General features: G+C 65.3%; 17 protein-coding genes. 8 read left to right on the top strand and 9 right to left on the bottom strand.

Annotation, left to right across the window (positions count from 1 at the left end; genetic code table 11):
• Positions 1–85: 85 nt before the first annotated feature.
• On the bottom strand, positions 86–1,117 hold the full coding sequence (locus AC1DRD_RS16535; protein WP_478042176.1) for a proline racemase family protein: 1,032 nt from the start codon (positions 1,115–1,117) through the stop codon (positions 86–88).
• Between the two features lie 51 nt (positions 1,118–1,168).
• Positions 1,169–1,864, bottom strand: coding sequence for a GntR family transcriptional regulator (locus AC1DRD_RS16530; protein WP_478028944.1), 696 nt, complete (start codon positions 1,862–1,864; stop codon positions 1,169–1,171).
• Between the two features lie 138 nt (positions 1,865–2,002).
• Here AC1DRD_RS16530 and AC1DRD_RS16525 point away from each other — a divergent pair, with 138 nt between their 5' ends.
• Together AC1DRD_RS16525 and AC1DRD_RS16520 are read left to right on the top strand one after the other, a co-directional pair.
• Positions 2,003–2,908 carry a dihydrodipicolinate synthase family protein gene (locus AC1DRD_RS16525; RefSeq protein ID WP_478028942.1) on the top strand — a complete coding sequence of 302 codons (906 nt, stop codon included), beginning with the start codon at positions 2,003–2,005 and terminating at the stop codon, positions 2,906–2,908.
• A gap of 32 nt (positions 2,909–2,940) precedes the next feature.
• Positions 2,941–3,297, top strand: a complete 357-nt coding sequence (locus AC1DRD_RS16520; protein WP_478028941.1) for a RidA family protein — start codon at positions 2,941–2,943, stop codon at positions 3,295–3,297.
• Between the two features lie 8 nt (positions 3,298–3,305).
• On the opposite strand, the gene AC1DRD_RS16515 is transcribed toward AC1DRD_RS16520, so the two are convergent.
• From AC1DRD_RS16515 to AC1DRD_RS16505, 3 genes are all read right to left on the bottom strand, one after another.
• The gene (locus AC1DRD_RS16515) at positions 3,306–4,247 is read right to left on the bottom strand and encodes an MBL fold metallo-hydrolase (RefSeq protein WP_478028939.1); all 942 of its coding nucleotides are present in this window, start codon (positions 4,245–4,247) and stop codon (positions 3,306–3,308) included.
• A gap of 51 nt (positions 4,248–4,298) precedes the next feature.
• Positions 4,299–5,027, bottom strand: coding sequence for an alpha/beta hydrolase (locus AC1DRD_RS16510; RefSeq protein ID WP_478028937.1), 729 nt, complete (start codon positions 5,025–5,027; stop codon positions 4,299–4,301).
• Between the two features lie 140 nt (positions 5,028–5,167).
• Positions 5,168–5,962 (bottom strand): type 1 glutamine amidotransferase domain-containing protein, encoded by a 795-nt coding sequence (locus AC1DRD_RS16505; RefSeq protein WP_478042175.1) that lies wholly within the window; start codon positions 5,960–5,962, stop codon positions 5,168–5,170.
• 347 nt (positions 5,963–6,309) lie between these two features.
• Here AC1DRD_RS16505 and AC1DRD_RS16500 point away from each other — a divergent pair, with 347 nt between their 5' ends.
• From AC1DRD_RS16500 to AC1DRD_RS16475, 6 genes are all read left to right on the top strand, one after another.
• Positions 6,310–6,606 (top strand): putative quinol monooxygenase, encoded by a 297-nt coding sequence (locus AC1DRD_RS16500; protein WP_478028934.1) that lies wholly within the window; start codon positions 6,310–6,312, stop codon positions 6,604–6,606.
• Between the two features lie 57 nt (positions 6,607–6,663).
• Entirely contained in the window at positions 6,664–7,482 is an 819-nt protein-coding gene (locus AC1DRD_RS16495; RefSeq protein WP_478028933.1) for an alpha/beta fold hydrolase, read from the top strand.
• Between the two features lie 228 nt (positions 7,483–7,710).
• Complete coding sequence (locus tag AC1DRD_RS16490) at positions 7,711–10,746, top strand: sensor histidine kinase (protein ID WP_478042228.1); 3,036 nt, start codon at positions 7,711–7,713, stop codon at positions 10,744–10,746.
• 234 nt (positions 10,747–10,980) lie between these two features.
• On the top strand, positions 10,981–11,607 hold the full coding sequence (locus AC1DRD_RS16485; RefSeq protein ID WP_478028932.1) for a response regulator: 627 nt from the start codon (positions 10,981–10,983) through the stop codon (positions 11,605–11,607).
• Between the two features lie 239 nt (positions 11,608–11,846).
• Complete coding sequence (locus AC1DRD_RS16480; RefSeq protein WP_478042174.1) at positions 11,847–12,368, top strand: winged helix-turn-helix domain-containing protein; 522 nt, start codon at positions 11,847–11,849, stop codon at positions 12,366–12,368.
• Between the two features lie 80 nt (positions 12,369–12,448).
• Positions 12,449–13,462, top strand: a complete 1,014-nt coding sequence (locus tag AC1DRD_RS16475; RefSeq protein ID WP_478042173.1) for an aldo/keto reductase — start codon at positions 12,449–12,451, stop codon at positions 13,460–13,462.
• A gap of 49 nt (positions 13,463–13,511) precedes the next feature.
• Here the strand turns inward: AC1DRD_RS16475 and AC1DRD_RS16470 are convergent, their stop codons facing one another.
• The 4 genes from AC1DRD_RS16470 to AC1DRD_RS16455 are packed head-to-tail and all read right to left on the bottom strand — an operon-like array spanning position 13,512 to position 17,798.
• Positions 13,512–13,829 (bottom strand): DUF3325 family protein, encoded by a 318-nt coding sequence (locus tag AC1DRD_RS16470; protein WP_478028927.1) that lies wholly within the window; start codon positions 13,827–13,829, stop codon positions 13,512–13,514.
• A complete protein-coding gene (locus AC1DRD_RS16465) occupies positions 13,826–15,346 on the bottom strand; it encodes a PepSY-associated TM helix domain-containing protein (RefSeq protein WP_478042172.1) in 1,521 nt (506 codons plus the stop codon). Before AC1DRD_RS16465 ends, AC1DRD_RS16470 begins: the two co-directional genes overlap by 4 nt.
• Positions 15,343–15,648 (bottom strand): ketohydroxyglutarate aldolase, encoded by a 306-nt coding sequence (locus tag AC1DRD_RS16460; RefSeq protein ID WP_478042171.1) that lies wholly within the window; start codon positions 15,646–15,648, stop codon positions 15,343–15,345. The genes AC1DRD_RS16465 and AC1DRD_RS16460 overlap by 4 nt, the downstream gene beginning before the upstream one ends.
• Positions 15,648–17,798: a TonB-dependent siderophore receptor gene (locus tag AC1DRD_RS16455; RefSeq protein ID WP_478042170.1), complete on the bottom strand. Its 2,151-nt coding sequence runs from the start codon at positions 17,796–17,798 to the stop codon at positions 15,648–15,650. The genes AC1DRD_RS16460 and AC1DRD_RS16455 overlap by 1 nt, the downstream gene beginning before the upstream one ends.
• Positions 17,799–17,822 lie beyond the last annotated feature (24 nt).

The following is a 17,822-nucleotide window of genomic DNA, read 5'->3' as shown; positions in this document are numbered from 1 at the left end:
AGGTGAACAGCGCCCCGCGCTGTTCAGGTCAAGCCGGGGGCTTGACCGACCTGACGCTCCCTCCCTGAAAGGTAGGGGAGCTTGTTCAGCAAGCCAGCCAGGTGTCGTTGAGACGATAACCGTGCGGAAACGGATCGTCGGGATCAGCGCCGTAATAGGAAACGCCCGTCAGCCACGCCCGTCCCGCGACCCGCGTCACCACGCCGGGCTCGCCGCCCACTTTGGTCGCCGCCTCGATCCCGCAGAGGAATTCGGTATCGAGGATCGAGGTGTGAACGAACCGCTCGCCGACCGCGAGGTCGCCGCGCGCGTGCATCAGCGCCATCCGCGCCGAACTGCCGGTGCCGCACGGGCTGCGATCGATCCGGCCGGGCGAAACGACCACGGCGTTCTTCGCGGTCTTGACCCCGTCGCGCTCGGCCAACGGCCCGGCGAACAAGGTCTGGTTGATCGTGTGGATTCCCGGATTCTCCGGATGGACCGAGGGCAATTGCTCGGCCGCGGCGAGCTTGATCCGCTCGCCCATTTCGACCAGCGCGCGTGCTTCATCGCGTGCCAGGGTGAAGCCGAGCTTCTCCGCATCGACGATCACATAGATCATGCCGCCATAGGAAACATCGACCGTGACCGTGCCGAGCCCCGGCACTTCGACCGCGGCGTCGCGATGCATGACGAAGGCGGGAACGTTTTTGAACGATACCCGGCGGCATTTGCCGTTGTCGCATTCAGCTTCGACATGGACCAATCCGGCCGGCGTATCGACGATTAGGTGCGTGATTGGTGCTAATATTGGCACCATTCCGGTTTCGAGTACGGCGGTGACCGTGCACATCAGGTTAGACCCTGACATTGCAGGATAATAGTCCGATTCGATGACGATCAGGCCGATATCGGCCTCGGGCGCGATCGGCGGGGTGACGAGGTTGACCGCGGCGTTCACGCCCCCGCGCGGATCGGACAGCAGCATGCCGCGCAGCCAGTCCTGATCGCGGATAAGTGCTTGTTGTTGCTCGAACATTGAGGATGCGCGCGGGGCGATGACGCCGCCGGTGATGACGCGGCCGACTTCTCCTTCGGCGTGCGCGCCGACGACCGTGATGAGGTGTTGCAAGCGCATAACTCAGCTTCCCGATTGGATATTGGATACAATTTTTACGACACCGCGCTTTTAGTGCTCCGCGGCCCTGGCCTGGCGCAGGGCCATGACGAGGGTCCGCCCGGCGTCGAGAATGTGCAGTTTGAGGAACGCGACCGCCGCTTCGGCGTCGCGCAGCGCGCAAAGGCGCAGGATCTCGCGATGCTCGCGCTCGGCCGTGTCGAGGCCGTCGGTCACCAACAGATGCAGGCGGATATAGCGTTCGACGCGGAGGTTGATGCCGTGGAGGACGGCCAGGGTCTGCGGCCGCCCGGCGGGGAGGTAGAGCTGGCGATGAAAGGCCCAATTGAGCCGTCCCCAACTCGCCATGTCGCCGCGCCGATAGGATTGCTCGAGCGCGCCCAGGACGTCCCGCGCCTCCGCAATGTCGCTGTCCGTCATCCGCCAGATCGCGCGCACCAGCATATCGGCTTCGAGTAAGGCGCGGAGTTCGAACAATTCTTCCACCTGCTCGGTCGGGATCGAGGTGATGACGGCGCCCCGGTGGGTCTGCATCGAGACCAGCCCGCACGCCTCCAATTGCCTCAGCGCCTCGCGCACCGGCATCCGGCTGACGCCATATTCCTCGGCAAGCACGTCCTGGACCAAGGCCTCGCCGTCGCGGAACTCGCCACTCAGGATCCGCTCCTGCAGCGATTCGCGAATGTCCGCGGGGAGGCTCCGCCGTTCGATCTCATGCCGCTCCGATGGCGATTCCAGCAATGTCATGCCCTGTCCTTTGTCCCGGCGAAACGCCGCCGCTCATGGGGTCGATGTGCCGAAATCGAGCCCCTGCGGCAAACGCTATCGACATCCTAGTTTGTATTTTATATGTATCCAATACAATTATTGACGGAGAAAAATGGCATGACTGAGGCTTGGACGGGCGTTTTCCCGGCGGTGACGACGAAAATGACGCAATCGGGCGAGCTCGATTTAGACGCGATTCGTGCAAGTATTGAGCGGCTGGTGACCAACGGCGTGTCGGGAATCATCGTCCTCCCGATGCTCGGCGAGAATGCCTCGCTGACTCTCGCCGAACGCGAGACCGTCATCCGCGCCGCGGTCGAAATCGTCGGCGGGCGCGTCCCCGTTCTCTCCGGCCTTGCCGAGATCACGCTCGACACCGCGCGCGCCAATGCGAAGCTCTACAAATCCTGGGGTGCGCAAGGTCTGATGGTCTTTCCCAGCCTGGGCTATAAGAGCGATCCGCGCGAAACCGCCGAATGGTATCGCGGCGTGGCGGGCGCGTCGGACTTGCCGATCATGATCTACAACAACCCGATCGCTTATGGCGTCGACGTCACCCCGGCGGTGCTCGAGACGCTCGCCGACGTGCCCGAGATCGTCTGCGTCAAGGAAGAGAGCGGCGACATCCGCCGCGTGACAGATTTGCGCGTGGCGCTGGGCGACCGGTTCAGCGTGTTCTGCGGGGTGGACGATCTGATCGTCGAGAGCATGGCGCTGGGCACGACTGGCTGGGTGTCGGGCATGACCAATGTCTGGCCCAAGCAATGCGTCGCCTTGTTCGAACTGTGTCGCGCCGAGCAATTCGCCAAGGCGCGCGAGCTCTACCGGATGCTCACGCCGAGCTTCCATCTCGATACGCACGTCAAGCTGGTCCAGTATATCAAGCTGGCCGAGAACCTCGTCTATGGCGCGCCCGAATGGACCCGCTCGCCGCGCCTCTCGCTGGTCGACGAGGAGCGGAGCTTCGTCGTTGACACGATCCGCGGGGCGATGGATCAGCTCGCCGGCTCCGCCTGGGCCTGAGCCCACCATCATCCCTATCGAAGGACAATCGCATGACCGAGATCAAACGCTGGCACCCGACCGCCCGCATGAACCAGATGGTGGCGTATAACGGCCTGATCTTCACCGCCGGCCAGGTCGCCGAGGAGAATGCCGGCAACAGCGTCGCCGAGCAGACCGCCGAGATCCTGCGCACGATCGACAGCCTGCTGGCCGAAGCCGGCAGCGACAAGAGCCGCATCCTGAGCGCGACCATCTATCTGGCCGACATCGCCGGCTTCGCCGAGATGAACACGGTGTGGGATGCGTGGGTGTCGCGCGACGGCATGCCGGCGCGTGCGACGGTCGAGGCGCGGCTGACCGGGCCGGAATATGCGGTGGAGATCAGCGTGATCGCGGCGGGCTTATAGAACGCGTTCTAGATCGCTAGCGTTTCACCGTCCGCGGGGATGAGCAGGCGCTGGTCGTAGCCATCGCGCTTCGAGAAGGCACGCAGGTCGGCTCGACTGAGGATGCAATGGTTGACCGCTTCCATGTGGCTGGCGATCAGCGTGGCGTTCGGCGCGGCACGATGCACGGCGAGGACGTCGGTGGGACCCATGATGATCGGGTCCAATCCGATCACCGTCGCCATGCCCGCGTTCACTACGATCACGTCCGGGGAGTAGCGGGCAATGGCGCGCTCGACCTCGGCATTCCAGATCGTGTCGCCGGCGACATAGAGCGTCTTGTGCGCGGGATGGCGCATGACGAAGCCGCTGACCGGGCCGAGGATCTGCGGCAGCGCCTTCAGTGCCGCGTCGGTGCCATGCTGGCCGCCGGTACGGGACAGGCGCACTCCCTGAAACTCGGTGTTTTCGCCCAGCAGCCGCACGTCGGAGAAGCCGGCCGATCGGAGCTGGGCGGCGTCCGCGACATTCTGCGCGAAGATCGGCCGCGACTTGTTCAGCTTGGCCTTCGCCGCTTCGTCCCAATGGTCGGGATGCAGGTGCGTCACGATGACGGCATCCACATCGACGATCGAGGCGAGCGGCATGGGCAGCGGCACCAGCGGGTTGCGCCGCTGGCTGTTCGCCGTTCCCTCGAAGCCGGGATAGGCGTCTTTGTCTCCCAGCAACGGGTCGACAAGGAAGCGGACGCCGCCATAGTCGATCTGCAAGGTCGCATTACGCACCTGGGTCAGGCTCGCGCTGCGTGATGAACGCTCACCAGCGACAGAGGCCGGCCCGCTGGCAAGAAGTGTGGTCGAGGCAAGTAGCGCACCACCGCCCAGGACGATTGCCTGGCGGCGTGTCAATGCGGTCGGCGTGTGCGGAGCATCAACCATCGAACGGCGTTCCTTAATTGATAACCCGATCATTTTCCGACGTTTCCGGGCGGCCGGCGCGCGCCGCCGCCCGGGACGTTGCGGCTAGTTAGCGTCGGCGGCCGCGGCCTCGATGAAGGCGGCGACGTCCTTGGGGTGGGAAAGCATCACGGCGTGACTGCTGTTGATCACGGTCAGCTTGGCCTTGGCGCGGGTCGCCATGAAGCGCTGGGTGGTCGGCGAGACCATGTGGTCCTGCGTGGTCAGCATCCAGCGAACCGGTTTGTCCTTCCACGCCGCGGAGGTGAGCTTTGTCTGCACCGCGCCGACGCCCCAGGGAACCTGCGCCACCGCCATGAAGCCGGTGATCGAGATATCGACATCCTGGGCAAAGGCGGTCGGGAACTTTACGGGATCGACGATGATGAACCCGTCGGCCGGCGGCAGCAGCGGCGGTCCGGACTCGCCGGGGACCGGCCGCGTCGCGAGTTCGAACACCGACTCCCCGACATCGGGCGCAAGCGCCGCGATATAAGCGAGGCTCTTTACCTTGGGATCGGCGCCGGCTTCGGTGATGACCGCGCCGCCATAGCTGTGGCCGACCAGCAGGACCGGCTTGGTCGCCTTCGCGATCACCTGACGCGTCGCCTCGACATCGCCATCGAGGGTGACGGTCGGGTTCTGGACGACCAGCACTTCATAACCGTCCTTGGTCAGGATGTCGTAGACCGACTTCCAGCCCGAGGCATCGACAAACGCGCCGTGCACCAGGACGATCGAAACGGGCTTGTCGGGCGCGCGGGCCTGAGCGGCGGCGGAAGCGGTGGTAGCCATGGCGAGAAGCACTCCTGCGATAAGATGTTTCACTGACGTCACTCCAGGTTGAACGGGTCGCGCTTCCGGCCCGGGGTGCCCCGGGAAATGCCGGGGCAGGAAGCGCGCAGGACCGGGTTGGGATCGAGTCCGATCCGCCGTCAGGCGTGACCGAGCTTGCGATCCAGGGCGGCGATAAGGGCCGTGGCAATCGGATGATCCGAACGCGGGTTCTGGCCGGTGATCAGCTCGCGATCTTCGATGACATAGGGCTCGAAGTCCGGCCCGGTATCGACGATGGCGCCCGCCAGGCCGAGCGCGTACGGCATGTCGAAATAGATCTTGGCGTGGAGGATCGTGTCCTCGATCACTTTCTCCTCGCTCTTCTGAAAGACCGTCATCCGGTAGCCGGCATATTGCCAGTCCCGGGCCCATTCCTTGGCCTTCTCCGGATCGCCGGCGATCAGCGCGGCGCGGAACTCGCGTGCATAGGGCATGGCCGCACTCGACGAGATCGGTCCGTGGCACAGCATCGCGGTCGGCTTCTGATGCTCGTGGAAGTGACGCAGGATTTCGCCGACCTCCTGGTCTTGCATCAGGTCGACGATCGGTGCCTGGCCGCCGGGAATGAAGACCCCATCATAGCTGTCCAGGCCCTCGTCGAGGATCGAACGCAGCGTGCGCCCCTGCATCGACGGGTCAGTGGCGTAAAAGACCTTGGCGTGCTCATAAGCGTGCACGTCGCCACCGAAATGCGCCGGCGCATCCGAGGCCTTGTCGATCGTCGGCGGCGCGCCATTCGGCGTGGCGAGCACGACCTCATAGCCGGCATCGATGAGCGCCATCACCGGCACGACCGTTTCATTGAGATACTGGCCGGTAGCGCCCCAATAGCCACCCCTGGTCTCGATGCGCGTTGCATTCGAGCCGATGACGACGACCTTTCCTTTACTCACGACGCCCTCCGTTGCGGTGATCTGCGGAAGCTGCAGCCACGCATCTGATACGCTCGCGGCGTCGGTCTCGGTCGTGAATTGCGGTAAGTTTGGGTTAAGCGAAAACGTGGCCCCACAACATGGCCGGGCTGGACGCGCCCGAGATCAATCGCCCGGCGATCGGACTCTGTCCGAAATTGACCCTCGCTTACTTCTCCGGCCCCGCCGACCGGCAATAGCGTCGGCGTCGAGCCAAGCCTGACCGCGTTTTACCGCGTTTAACCCCGCCGGCGCGGCGTACTGGTCTAGGCAGCGTTCCGCCGAGAAGGTGCTTCGCAACGAGGACCGGCTGTAGGGCGAGAACCGAGATGACCAGCAATGTGAAGACCGTGGGCATCTTGACGGCGCATCCGGGCAAGGAAGCCGAATTGCGCAGCCTGGTTGAAGGGTTGATCGGGCCCAGCCGGTCGGAACCGGGCAATCTGCGCTACGACCTTTGGACCGATCCGTCCCAGCCCGGCCTCTTCGTGATCGACGAACTCTATGTCGATGCTGATGCAGCCGCGGCGCATCAGGCGTCTCCGCATTTTCAGCACTACCGCGCAAATATCGGCGCGCTGGCCGAGCGCCGGGCCTTGAGCCTTCAGGCGGTCGCGGTTGCCTGAGGCGGAGGGCGGAAATTCGAGACGATCGGCAGGAAGATCAATCGAAAGGAACGAACAATGCCTACGATCACGACCAAAGACGGCGTCAACATCTACTACAAGGATTGGGGATCGGGTCAGCCGATCGTGTTCAGCCATGGCTGGCCGCTGACGGCGGACGACTGGGACGCCCAGATGATGTTCTTCCTGCAGCATGGCTATCGGGTGATCGCCCACGACCGGCGCGGCCATGGCCGGTCCGACCAGCCCAGCACAGGTAACGACATGGACCATTGGGTCGCCGACCTGGCGGCGCTGACCGAACATCTCGACCTGCGCGACGCGATCCATATCGGACATTCGACCGGTGGCGGTGAGGTCGCTCGCTATGTCGCTCGTCACCAGGAACGCGTCGCGAAGGCGGTGCTGGTCGCGTCCCTGACGCCGAATATGTATCGGAGCGAGGACAACCCGGCGGGTCAGCCGCCGGAGTGGTTCAAAACGATCAAGGCCGGCATGCTGGCTAATCGCGCCGAGTTCTTCCGTTTCGTTCCCGAGAACCCGTTCTATGGCTACAACCTCGATGGGGCGAAGCCTTCGGAGGCGGTCATCGCGAACTGGTGGCGCCAGGGCATGTCCGGCGGTGCCTTCGCTCACTACGTCACCGTCGACTCCTGGCTGGAAGATTATACCGACGACCTCAAGCAGATCACCGTGCCGGTGCTGGTGATGCATGGCGAGGCCGACCAAGTGGTCCCGTTCGCAAGCTCGGTGCCGCGTGCGGTCGACCTGCTCAAGAACGGGTCGCTGAAGACCTATCCCGGCTACCCCCATGGCATGCTGACCACGCATGCGGATGTGCTCAACCCCGACCTGCTCGCGTTCATCAGGTCTTGACGACATCTCCCATCCATCATCGCCTACGACCGAGATTTTGGGGATTTAAACTGAGGAGGGTTCGGGTTTTCGCGTTGTGACGAAGGAACCAACACGAAGCTCAAACCCTCCTTGAAATTCGTACGCATTTGATGAGAACCAGGCCCTCCTCCGCCCCAGCGTGACACTGCGTCCGCTTTGGGTGAAATATGGGGCATGCCATCCGCTGGGAAATACCTCCTGTTGGGGATGCTTGCGCCCGTCCTTGCAAGCCTGTGCGACGCGCGCGCGGCGGACGGGCAGCGCAGCCTGCAACAATTGCAGCATACCGCCTGGACCTCGAGAGAAGGAGCTCCGCCGGAGATCTGGGCTCTCGCCCAGACGAACGACGGTTACCTTTGGCTGGGCACGGGGGGCGGACTCTACCGGTTCGACGGAGCGAGTTTCGAGAAGTTCCAACCCCTCAAAGGGGAGAGCCTTCCGTCGCTCAACGTCAATTCCCTGGTTGCCACCCGCTCCGGTGACCTTTGGATTGGCTTTGCATCCGGTGCCTTGGCAAGACTCCGCGCGGGCCACCTCAGCACGTTCGACCTGGGCCTGCCGCCGGTCCCCGTGTTGGAGCTGTCCGAGGACCGCGCAGGCGGCGTCTGGGCGGCGCTGGGCGAGGATGACAGAGGCGGAGTCGCGCGCTTTCGTCAGGGTCGATGGGAGATTTTCGGTCCTTCTCGCGGGGTAGCTGCAGGCGCCGCAACCAGCGTCCTGGGCGCGGCCGACGGGTCGGTCTGGGTCGCGGCCGGTGGCCAACTCGAGGTGCTGCGTCCAGGTGCCGATCGATTTTCGCGCGTCGCCGCCTCAGCCGGGAACAGACCAAAGCTGAAGCAATCGCCGGATGGAGCGATATGGCTCACCACCGGTGCCCGGCCCGGTCTTCAGCGCATCATGGCATCGGCTGGCCAATCCACGACGATTTGGATCGTGCCGCCGATAACGCCCAATCCCCGAGCACAGAGCCTACTTTTCGATCGGCACGGTAGCCTCTGGGGAACCTATGGGAGTGGCGGCTTCTTCCGTCTCGGCGGCGCCGGCTCGAGAGGTGGCGTGCTCGATGCTCATACCAAGACGGAGCGGTTCGGCCCGGAGCGTGGCCTAACCTCCAACCTCGCCAATCCGATCCTGCAGGACCGTGAAGGCAATGTCTGGGTGGGGACCAACCTCGGCCTCGACCAGTTTCGCGAGACGAGCGCGGTCGTGGCCACCGGGCTTCCTATGGATTCGCGCGACGGTTTCCGGATAGCGGCAGGTCCTGCGGGCTCGATGTACGTGACGTCGAACGACGCTCTCTTCAAAGCAAGTTCGGAGCATGCCGCCCAAAAGCTGGTCCGCCTGCCACGGCGGCCATTGATATTACATACGGATGCTCTGTCGCGCACCTGGATCGGCACGGACCGAACGCTGGGCGTTCTGTCGGGCGCCACGGTACGGGATGTGCCGCTGCCCTGGGCGAGGAGCAGGCCGTTTGCTCTCCTCGAAATGGCCGCGGGGCGGATCTGCGTTTCGTCCGTAGAAGGAGCGTTCTGTCGGATAGGCCATGGCTGGAGGGCTGAGCCACGCCTCGCCACCCCAGGCATTCTGCCGATGCAGATGCTCCGCGACGGGGTCGGGCGGATATGGATCGCGGAAGGCGACCGCATCGAGATGGTCGATGGCTCCGCCCGTCGTGTGTTCTCCGCGCGCCACGATCTTGCGCTTGGCACCGTCGTGGTGATGGCCGTCCGGGGACGGCATGTCTATGCCGGCGGCGACTTCGGGTTGGCGCGGTTCGACGGCCGGCGCTTCATCACCCTCAGGTCGGACGTGCACCCGTATTTGAGCCGGACAGCCGGGATCGTCGAAACGTCCGAAGGCGACCTCTGGCTCAACGCCGTCGCCGGCGTGGTCAAGATCGAGCGCGCCGACCTGGACGATGCGTTCGCGCATATCGACCGCCCGCTGAAGGCGCGCGTGTTCGATCGCGACGACGGGATGCCCGGCGTGGCGCAGCAGGATTCCTCGTCGCAAACGGCGATGGAGGCCTCCGACGGGCGTCTCTGGTTCGTGACGAGGCTCGGCATTGCCTGCATCGACCCCAAGCGGCTGTCCTTCAATTCGCTCGCACCGCCAGTGATCATCAAGTCCCTGGTTTCGGGGGGGCGGACCTATGCAGCTGCTACGCCCGTTCAGTTGCCCAAGGGCACATCCAATCTGCAGATCGAGTATACCGCGCCTAGCCTGTCCGTGCCGTCGCGCGTGCGGTTCCGTTACCAGTTGGAGGGCGTGGACGACGATTGGGTCGACCCGGGCACCCGCCGCGAGGCCTTCTACACCGGACTCAAGCCGGGCAGCTACAGGTTCCGCCTGATGGCTGCGAACGATGACGGCGTATGGAATCGACGGGGCGCGACGCTGGAGTTCGAAATCCCGCCGACTTTCTTCCAGAGCTGGCCGTTCTACCTGCTGTGGGTGGTGCTGGTGCTGGCGCTGCTGTGGCTGGCCTATTCGCTGCGATTACGCGCCGTCGCCGAGCGTATCCGGGCGAGGATGATCGAGCGGCTGGACGAGCGCGATCGCATCGCGCGCGAGCTGCACGATACCCTGCTGCAGAGCGTGCAAGGGCTGATCATGCGCTTCAGCAACATCGCGCAGGACATAGCCGCGATCCAGCCGGCGCACCGCGACATGCTGGACGCGCTGGACAGTGCGGACGCCGTCGTGGTCGAAGGGCGCGACCGCATTCACGAGTTGCGCCGATGGAGCGGGGCCCAGAGCTTGTCCGAGGTCATTACCCGCACCGCCGAGCGGCTCCTGTTGCCGGACAAGATCGAGATTCGCGTAAGCGTCGAGGGGCCGCAACGGGAGATCTATCCCGCCATTGCCGACGAATTGCTGCGGATCACGGATGAGGCATTGTTCAACGTCTCCCGCCACGCGCACGCGCGCAAAGTCTCGATCACGGTTGCTTACGGCATCGAAGCACTGGTCTTGCGCATCGTCGACGACGGCATCGGTATCGCGCCGGAGATCGTCGCCCAGGGCAGCGTCGCCGGCCATTTCGGGCTGGTAGGCATGCGCGAGCGGGCGGAGAAGATCGGCGGGCGACTGGCCATTACCACCGATCCGGCAGGCGGGACGTCGGTAGAAATGAAGGTCGCGGCCGAAATCGCCTATGCCGACAGACCCCGGTGGACATGGCTGGCCTGGTGGCGTCGGTCCGCGGTGAAGCGCCATCACAAAGGGCGTGGAGCGTGATGACGCGAGGCGGCATGCGGTTGTTCATCTCCGTGAAGCGGGGTTAATTCTGGTAGTGTGACGGCCCAGGGCGGGTGCTGGCTGTCGACGCGCGGGAGGCGAAGGCGCTAAGTCCAGGATACGTTAGTCGAAGTGACGGTCGGGGGCCGGCATTGCCCATGCCGACACATCACGCCCCGATCCGGCTAGCCTGGCGGCGTTGGTTCGCGAGGGAACGCAGCGATGGATGACTCAGTGACCGCCAATCCCATCCGCGTGATGATCGTGGACGATCACCCGATGTTGCGCGACGGAGTCGTCGGGTCGATCACGCGGCAGCCGGATATGGTCGTGGTCGCGGAGGCGGGTGACGGCGCCGCCGCGATCGCCGCGATCGCGGCCGCCAAGCCCGACGTGGTGCTGATGGACCTGCAAATGCCCGGCATCGACGGAGTCGAGGCGATCCAGACGATCCGTCGAGACTATCCGCAGGTGCGTATCCTGGTGCTGACGACCTATGTCGGCGACGCGAAAGCATTGCGGGCGCTCAAGGCGGGGGCCAACGGCTATTTGCTCAAGAGCGCGATGCGAACCGACCTGATCGACGCGATCCGCGCCGTACATGGCGGCGGACGCCATATCCCTCCGGAGGTCGCGACGCAGATCGCGGTGCATGCGATCGGCGACGCCCTGACCGAGCGCGAAATCGAGATTCTGTCGCTGGTGGCCGCCGGCAATCCGAACAAGCGGATCGCCTGGAGGCTCGGCGTTTCGGAGGATACGGTAAAGGCGCATCTCAAGCGCATCTTCGCCAAGCTCGGGGTCGCAGACCGAACGCATGCGGTGACGGTTGCCGCAAAGCGAGGGATCATCGAACTCTAGCCATTCCATTGACGGTTATCGACCGGCAGCGATTTCGACTGGCCGAAGACCTTCGTGCGCCAGACATGTGCCGTCACCCAAATGGGTATTCTGGCGCCTACCCGGTTTGGGCCATGGACCGATGTTGGAACCGAAGCTTATCCTGCCGCTATCGGATAGGGCGCCACTGTCGAACGCATTCCAGTAATGGGCCAGATGCCGATCGGTCAGCCATGCGCCAAGCCCCGAGGAGTGTCGAAATGCCGACGACTGCCGCTTCCGAAGCTCTTCCCGGGATGACCCGTTCGCCGGAATACGCATCCGATTTCGACCACGCCGGGCCGGAGCAACGCTGCTTTGCATTCGGCCCGTTTCTTCTGAGGCCGGAACAGCAGTTGCTGCTGAAGCGGAAGGCGCGGGTCAAGATCGGGGGGCGCGCCCTCGACATCCTAACGGCCCTCGTCGAGAAACCGGGCGAATTGGTGGACAAGCGCTCGCTGATCTCGCGAGTCTGGCCGAACGTCTATGTCGAAGAGACCAATCTCAAGGTGAATGTCGCCGGCCTGCGGCGAGCCCTGGAGGACGATCCTTGCGTGCCGCGGTTTATCGCGACCGTCGTCGGCAGAGGCTATCGTTTCATCGCGCCGGTGCGTGCAACTAGATCGTCCGGACCAGCTTCGGGCCACTACCGCTCGGAGGAGGCGCCCAGCCTGGTCGAGTTACTCGACACCATCAATGCCCTGCGGCACCATCTCGCGGAAATCTCGTCGGCCGGAGGATGAAAGAGGCGGCATTCGCGCGAGGGGAGCAATATTCGAGCGGCTGCCGCAACCCGACCGCCGCAGCAAAATGGAGCGAAACCATGTCCCTCAAGCAGATCCTGCCGGGCCGGCTCGGCTTCGGCGCCGCGCCGCTCGGCAACATGTTCCGCGACATCCCGGAAGACGAAGCGCTCGCGACGGTGGATGCAGCGTGGAACGACGGCATCCGCTATTTCGACAATGCGCCCTTCTACGGCGCGGGACTGGCCGAGATCCGCATGGGCGAAGCGCTCGCCGCGCGGCCGCGCGACGACTATGTCATCAGCACCAAGGTCGGTCGCATCATCCTCGACGAGGTCGAGGACGTCAGCGCGCGCGATCTCGGCGAGAAGGGCGACGTGTTCAAATATGGTCGCCCCAACCGCATCGTGAACGATTATTCGGAAGACGCGACGCTGCGATCGATCGAGGATAGCCTGAAGCGCCTCAAGACCGACCGTATCGAGATCGTCTGGGTCCATGACGTGGCGCAGGATTTCTATGGCGACGAATGGCTGTCGATGTTCGAAAGTGCGCGCAAGGGCGCGTTCAAGGCACTCGACCGGTTGCGCGACGAAGGGGTGATCAAGGCCTGGGGGCTCGGCGTGAACAGGGTCGAGCCGATCGAGCTGCTGCTCGACCTCGACGGGCCGCGCCCGGACGGATCGCTGCTCGCCGGCCGCTACACGTTGCTCGACCATGATCGCGCGCTCCAGCGGCTGATGCCCAGGGCCGAGGCGCGCGGCCTGGGTATCGTCGTCGGCGGCCCGTACAGTTCGGGTGCGCTCGTCGGCGGGCCGAACTTCGAATATGCGCCGGCGACGCCCGCGATCCTCGACAAGGTCGCGCGGATCAAGGCGATCGCCGATCGATACGGCATCAGCATGAAGGCGGCGGGCCTGCAATTCTCGCTTGCCCATCCGGCGGTCGCGGCCGTGATTCCCGGGGCCAGCCGCCCGAGCCGCATCGCCGAGGACAGCGCCGCGCTGAACGAGATTGTGCCCGCGGACTTCTGGATAGAGTTGCGCCGTGCGGGGCTCATCAACCCGGAGGCGCCCATTCCAGGCGACGCCTGACGGGGCGGCCGCGGAGATCCGGTGCAGCGCATGCGCGGGGGTGACGGGATTAGTGCAGGATCATCGCGGCCAGGCCGCCCGCTAGTCCCGCGATCATCGCCGCGCGCACCAGATGCGGGGCGAAGCTCAGGCCGAGCAGGATCGCGCCGCAGGCCAGTGGCAGCAAGCCGAACCAGGTCACGATATCGGTCGGCTGACGCCCCGCTACGGCGAGCCCCAGCGATAGCGCCACAAGCGACCAGCCGGCGATCACCGTCGCGCGGGGTGAGGCGATGCTGCGCCAGCCGCCGAGCAGGACGCCGCGATGCGGCTGCATCGAGGCGGCGAGCAGATAGAGGCCGAGGAATTCGATCATCGCGAAGGTCATGCGATTGCCCTCGCCCGCGCCGGCCGGCGGAGGTCGGCGCGCTTGCGCGTGACGGACCGCATGCAGGCCAGTGCGGCCAGCGCGACGGCGATGAGCAGTGCATCGGCCAGGGGCAACACGGCGTCGCCTCGGGCCAACGCCTGCGACAGATAGGATAGCCCGCCGCCGACGACCGGCGCGGCGAGACAGAGCAGCGCGAGGACTCCCAGTAGCAGCGACCACCCCAGACGCGGCGGCGCGGCAAGCGCGACGAGCAGCGCGACACCGGCGGCATCGAGCGCGACCGTCACTTCCAGTTGCGCGCGATCGGCAAGCCCCGGCGGCAACAACCGGTTGGTGCAGAGATAGGCGGCGAAACCGATCGGCACCCCGACGAGGATCCCGACATTGAGCCGCTCGACGACGCGGTTCGCCAGCGACAAGGGGGCGCGCTCGCGGCGTTTGACTACCCACAGGATCATCCCGCTCGCCACCGCCAGGGTCAGCATCGCGCCGCCGAGGAAATAGAGCCAGCGCAGCACGCCATTCGCGAACCGCCCCATGTGCAGGCCATAGATCACCGCATAGGTGCCGACCGCCGGCCGCGTCTCGGCCCAGGCACCGATCACCCGCCCGCTCGGCCCGTCGAAACTGATCTCTGCCGTGGTCGCGCCGATCTGCGCGGCATCGCTGCGATAGACGGTGACGACCGACGCGGCATCGGCGGGATTGGCGACCGACACGCGAGAGAATGGCGCGCCGCCGAACCGCCGCTCGGCCTCGCGCAGCATCGGCGCGATCGGCGCCAGCGTCGCGGGACGTCCCGCCGCCGGCCGGTCGACCGCGCCCGGGGTGAGGTCGTGAAACGCCGCGGCCAGATCGTTGCCGTAATTGGCGACGATCCCCCAGGGCATGTTCAATGACGCGAGCGTGACCAGCCCGCTGAAGGTGATCATCAGGTGGAACGGCATGGCCAGCACGCCCAGCGCATTGTGCCCGTCGAGCCACGACCTCTGTCCTTTTCGCGGGCGAAAGGTGAAGAAGTCGCGGAAGATGCGGCGATGCGCGATGATCCCGGTGACGAGCGCCGTCAGCATCGTCAGTGCGGCGATCGACGCCAGCCAGCGCCCCCAGGGATAAGGCAGTTCGAGCTCGAAATGCAGCCGGTAGAAGAATTCCCCGCCCAACGTCTCGCGCGCGACCGGCGCGCCGCTGACCGGGTCGAGCGCGCGCGCGACATACTCGCCGCCGCTGTCATAGGTCGCCTCGACATTGTTGGCGCGATCGTCGGGCGCGGTCAGGTACCAGCCGGCCGACTTGGGCGCGTTCGCCGCCAGCCAGCGCGTTGCCGCGGCGATCGCCTCGACCCGCCCAGCGCTCGCGGTTGCTTCCGGGCGCATCCAGCGGCTGATCTCGGGCTTGAACACGCTCATCGTGCCCGCCAGGCACATCACAAACAACACCCAGCCGAGCGCCAGCCCGGTCCAGCCGTGCAGCCAGGCCATGACCTGCCGCGCGCCCTCACGGATCGCGCTCATCGCGCCGTCGGCCCGATCATCCAGGCCAGCGCGCCGAACAGCGCGACAAGCGCAACCACCCCGCCCCAGGCCCTCCATGGCCCGCGCGCGAGGAATGCCCAGATCGCGACCGCGGGCACCACGAGATAGGCGCCCAAGGTCCCCGCGATCACGCCGTCGATCCGCCCGCCCGTGCCCAGCCGCGCAACTGCCATCGCCAGGCACGAAGCGACCCCATAAGCCCCCAAGCTCCCGGCAAGCACGCGCGCGGCGACGTTGCCGCGATAGCGCCAGCCGCGCCGTTCCGTCGCGCGCGCGCCCATCAGAAATCGAGCCCGATCGTCACCGCCACGCTGCGCGGCGCGGCGTAATAGGCCTGGCCCCACATCAGGCTGGCGAGATATTTGGTGTCGGTGACGTTGCGCACATTGACCATCGCGCGGACGTGATCGAGCAGCCGGATACCCGCCATCAGGTCGAGCACCGCATAACTATCCTGGCGCAGCAGCACGTCGCCGGTGACCACGCCCATCGCCTGCACCGTGGCATCGGCATAGCGGATCGCATTCTGCCAGCGCAGCTGCGCGCCGAGCTTGAGGTCGTTGAGCCGCGGCATCGTGTACGTGGTCGACAGCTTGAGCGACTTGGTCGGCAGGAACGTGCGGGTCGGGTTGCCGGCCTGGTCCTCGATCTCGAGCCCGGTATAGCCGCCGCTCACGCGCCAATTGTCGGTGACCTTGCCGGCGATCTCGATCTCGAACCCGCGCGAGGTCGTGTCGACGCCGGCATAGCAAGTCCCGCCGACCGGCCCGTTGACGCACGGCCCGTTGGGATCGCCGAACGCGCCGATCGCCGAGGCCAGCCCCTTTTGCTTCGCACGGAACAGCGACGCGGTGGCATAGAGCTTGCCGCCGAACCACTCGCTCTTGATCCCGCCCTCGATGCTGCTGCCGCGTGCCGGATCGAGCTTGCGGTTGTTGATGTCGACTTCGACCTGCGGATTGAAGATGTCGGTATAGCTCGCATAGAGCGAGACGTTCTTCGTCACGTCATAGACCGCGCCGGCATAGGGGCTGACCGCATGCGCGTCGCGCGACTGGTCGGTGCCGTAGGAAGTGCCGGTCGATTTGAGCCACATCGCGCTGGCGCCGACCACCGCCTTCAACCGATCGGTGATGTTGAGGTGCGCGGCGCCATAAGCGCGGGTCAGCCGGTCAGTATAATCGGCGGCGAGATAGGCGCCCGGATAGCTCGGTTCGGGGACGATCGCCGTGCCCCAATCGCCGACCGCCGGAAAGGCGATCGTGTCGGTCGAGAAATTCTCCCACTCGCGGCCATGCGAGCGCGCGGTCGAGACGCCGAACGCCAATTGGTGCTGGCGCCCGAACAGCGTGAACGGGCCAGACGCGTAGAAATCGCCGAGATATTGGTCGTAGGTCGAGGGATAGATGCCCGACATGCCCGCGACGCCCAGCCCGGTCGTGCGGTCGGGGAAATTATAGGCATAGAGCAGCTTCGCTTCTTCCTCGAAGCGCTTGTAGGTGAACACGCCTTTGGCCGACCAGCCGCCGCCCAGATCATAGGCAAGCTCGCCGAATGCGCTCTGATCGGTGACGTTCCAATAGGTCCAGGGCGCCGAGGTCGAGGCAGAGACCGGATAATCGATCCGCGTCCCGTCGCTATAGGTCAGCGGCAACGCGCCCCACATCACGCCATCGGCATGGTTTTCCTGACGCGTATAGCCGGCGGTCGCGGTCAGACGCGGAGTGACTTTCCACGAGACGATGCCGCCATAGACGTTGCGGTTGACGTGGTTGAAGTCGAGCCAGGAATCGCGATTGTCGTGCGCGTAGATCAGCCGCGCGGCGACATTGCCCGAGGCGTCGAGCGGCCCCGACACGTCGCCTTCGAACCGCAGCTGGTTCCACGATCCCGCCATGACCGAGGCCGAGGCCTGGAAGTCCTCGGTCGGCCGCTTGCGGACGTAATTGATCGTCGCCGACGGATTGCCGATCCCGGTCATGATCGCATTGGCGCCGCGCACCGTCTCGACCCGGTCCCATAGAGCCGTGTCGAGCGCGCCGAATTGCAGCCCCCAGAGCAAGGGCATGCCGATCCCGTCGACCTGGAAATTGGTGATGTCGAAGCCGCGCGCGTTGAAATAGGTGCGGTCGGTCTCGACCCGCTCGACATTGATCCCGACCGCCTGGTCGAGCAGATCGTTGACGTTGGTCAGCGCGAAATCGTCGATCCGGCTGCGGTCGATGATGGTCACCGATTGCGGCGTCTCGCGCAGCGTCAGCGGCAGCCCGGTCGACGACGCGCTTTGATTCGCCGCCAGCGTGCCGGTGATGACGATCTCCGCCTTCGTCTGATCGTCCCCCTCCTCCTCCGGCCCCGCGGCCCAGGCCGGATGGCTCCACGCCAGCGCCAGAACAGCGGAGAAAGCGAGGTGCCTGCGGGCAATGGTCATCGACGAGCCTTCCATGATGCGATC

Source organism: Sphingomonas sp. P4_G2 (assembly GCF_056401155.1).
The sequence above is the reverse complement of the archived record's forward strand: the minus strand, read 5'-3'. Positions and strand labels throughout refer to the sequence as shown.

Excerpts from the sequence above, each read along its gene's own strand:
- AC1DRD_RS16535 (WP_478042176.1), bottom strand. The coding sequence starts at position 1,117 with ATGCGCTTGCAACACCTCATCACGGTCGTCGGCGCGCACGCCGAAGGA.
- AC1DRD_RS16530 (WP_478028944.1), bottom strand. The coding sequence starts at position 1,864 with ATGACATTGCTGGAATCGCCATCGGAGCGGCATGAGATCGAACGGCGG.
- AC1DRD_RS16525 (WP_478028942.1), top strand. The coding sequence starts at position 2,003 with ATGACTGAGGCTTGGACGGGCGTTTTCCCGGCGGTGACGACGAAAATG.
- AC1DRD_RS16520 (WP_478028941.1), top strand. The coding sequence starts at position 2,941 with ATGACCGAGATCAAACGCTGGCACCCGACCGCCCGCATGAACCAGATG.
- AC1DRD_RS16515 (WP_478028939.1), bottom strand. The coding sequence starts at position 4,247 with ATGATCGGGTTATCAATTAAGGAACGCCGTTCGATGGTTGATGCTCCG.
- AC1DRD_RS16510 (WP_478028937.1), bottom strand. The coding sequence starts at position 5,027 with ATGGCTACCACCGCTTCCGCCGCCGCTCAGGCCCGCGCGCCCGACAAG.
- AC1DRD_RS16500 (WP_478028934.1), top strand. The coding sequence starts at position 6,310 with ATGACCAGCAATGTGAAGACCGTGGGCATCTTGACGGCGCATCCGGGC.
- AC1DRD_RS16495 (WP_478028933.1), top strand. The coding sequence starts at position 6,664 with ATGCCTACGATCACGACCAAAGACGGCGTCAACATCTACTACAAGGAT.
- AC1DRD_RS16490 (WP_478042228.1), top strand. The coding sequence starts at position 7,711 with ATGCTTGCGCCCGTCCTTGCAAGCCTGTGCGACGCGCGCGCGGCGGAC.
- AC1DRD_RS16480 (WP_478042174.1), top strand. The coding sequence starts at position 11,847 with ATGCCGACGACTGCCGCTTCCGAAGCTCTTCCCGGGATGACCCGTTCG.
- AC1DRD_RS16475 (WP_478042173.1), top strand. The coding sequence starts at position 12,449 with ATGTCCCTCAAGCAGATCCTGCCGGGCCGGCTCGGCTTCGGCGCCGCG.
- AC1DRD_RS16470 (WP_478028927.1), bottom strand. The coding sequence starts at position 13,829 with ATGACCTTCGCGATGATCGAATTCCTCGGCCTCTATCTGCTCGCCGCC.
- AC1DRD_RS16465 (WP_478042172.1), bottom strand. The coding sequence starts at position 15,346 with ATGAGCGCGATCCGTGAGGGCGCGCGGCAGGTCATGGCCTGGCTGCAC.
- AC1DRD_RS16460 (WP_478042171.1), bottom strand. The coding sequence starts at position 15,648 with ATGGGCGCGCGCGCGACGGAACGGCGCGGCTGGCGCTATCGCGGCAAC.
- AC1DRD_RS16455 (WP_478042170.1), bottom strand. The coding sequence starts at position 17,798 with ATGACCATTGCCCGCAGGCACCTCGCTTTCTCCGCTGTTCTGGCGCTG.